General features: G+C 68.4%; 1 protein-coding gene. It reads left to right on the top strand.

The window, feature by feature from the left end:
• Positions 1 to 94: 94 nt before the first annotated feature.
• Positions 95 to 1,221: ATP-binding protein (locus tag C1A33_RS25980; RefSeq protein WP_243407957.1), on the top strand; the 1,127-nt coding region annotated here is incomplete at its 3' end.

Genomic DNA, 1,221 nt, shown 5'->3' with positions numbered 1-1,221 from the left:
CGTGTGGTGCCGGTAGCCATCGATTGCTGTCCAGGTCGGAGGGGTTGTGGAGAGTTCGTATCTGCCTCGGTTGGTGGATGCGAAGATCGATGAGATGTTCGGCGAGTTGCCGGCGGTGCTGATCGTCGGTCCGCGGGCGGCGGGGAAGACGACGACGGCGGCGCGGCATGCGCGCAGTGTGGTGCGTCTGGATGAGCCGGCGGAGGCGGTGGCGTTTCGGGCGGATCCGGATGCGGCGTTGCGCCAGTTTCCCGAGCCGGTGCTGTTGGATGAGTGGCAGGTCGTGCCGGGGGTGTTGGGGGCGATCAAGCGGTCGGTGGATGCGCGGCCGGGGTCGGGCCGGTTTCTGGTGACGGGGTCGGTGCGGGCGGATCTGCAGGCGGAGAACTGGCCGGGTACGGGTCGTCTGGTCCGGGTCGCGATGAGTGGTCTGTCGTTGCGGGAGATCGCCGGGCGGGTGGACGGGCCGTCGTTTGTCGACCGGATCGCCGAGGCGGGTGTGGAGGCGCTGTCGTCGCCGGCTGATCCGCCGGATCTGCCCGGCTATCTGGGGCTGGCGTTGCGGGGTGGCTTTCCCGAGCCGGCGCTGCGCCTGTCGGCTGCCCGGGGTCAGGAGTGGTTGGAGAGCTATCTGGATCAGCTTCTGACCCGTGATGTGGAGCTGCTGGGCGAGTCGCGGGATCCGGACAGGCTGCGCCGCTATGTCGAGGTGCTGGCGTTGAACTCCGCGGGGATCGTGGCGAACAGGACGGTGTTCGAGGCGGCGAGGATCAACGCGAAGACCGCCGATGCCTACGACGGTCTGTTGCGCAATCTGCTGGTCGTGGACAGTCTGCCGTCGTGGTGGACTAATCGGTTGAAGCGTCTGGTGCAGGTTCCGAAGCGTTATGTGGTGGATCCGGCGCTGATCGGGGCGGCGTTGCGGGTCGATGTCCGGGCGGTGCTGCGGGACGGTGATCTGCTGGGTCGGCTGCTGGACACGTTGGTGGTCGCGCAGCTGCGGGCTGAGGTGCCGGTGAGTGCCAGTCGGCCGCGCCTGTTCCATCTGCGTCAGGAGGGTGGTCGCCATGAGGTCGACGTGCTTGTCGAGCTGGGTGGCGGGCGGGTGATCGGGGTCGAGGTCAAGGCCGACGCCGGGCCCGGCCGTGACGCGGCACGCCATCTTGCCTGGCTGCGCGACGAACTCGGTGACCGTTTCGTCGCCGGTGTCGTCCTGCACAC

It is taken from the genome of Frankia canadensis (assembly GCF_900197875.1).
GTDB lineage: Bacteria > Actinomycetota > Actinomycetes > Frankiales > Frankiaceae > Frankia > Frankia canadensis.
This window is presented reverse-complemented; position numbering and strand designations above follow the sequence as displayed.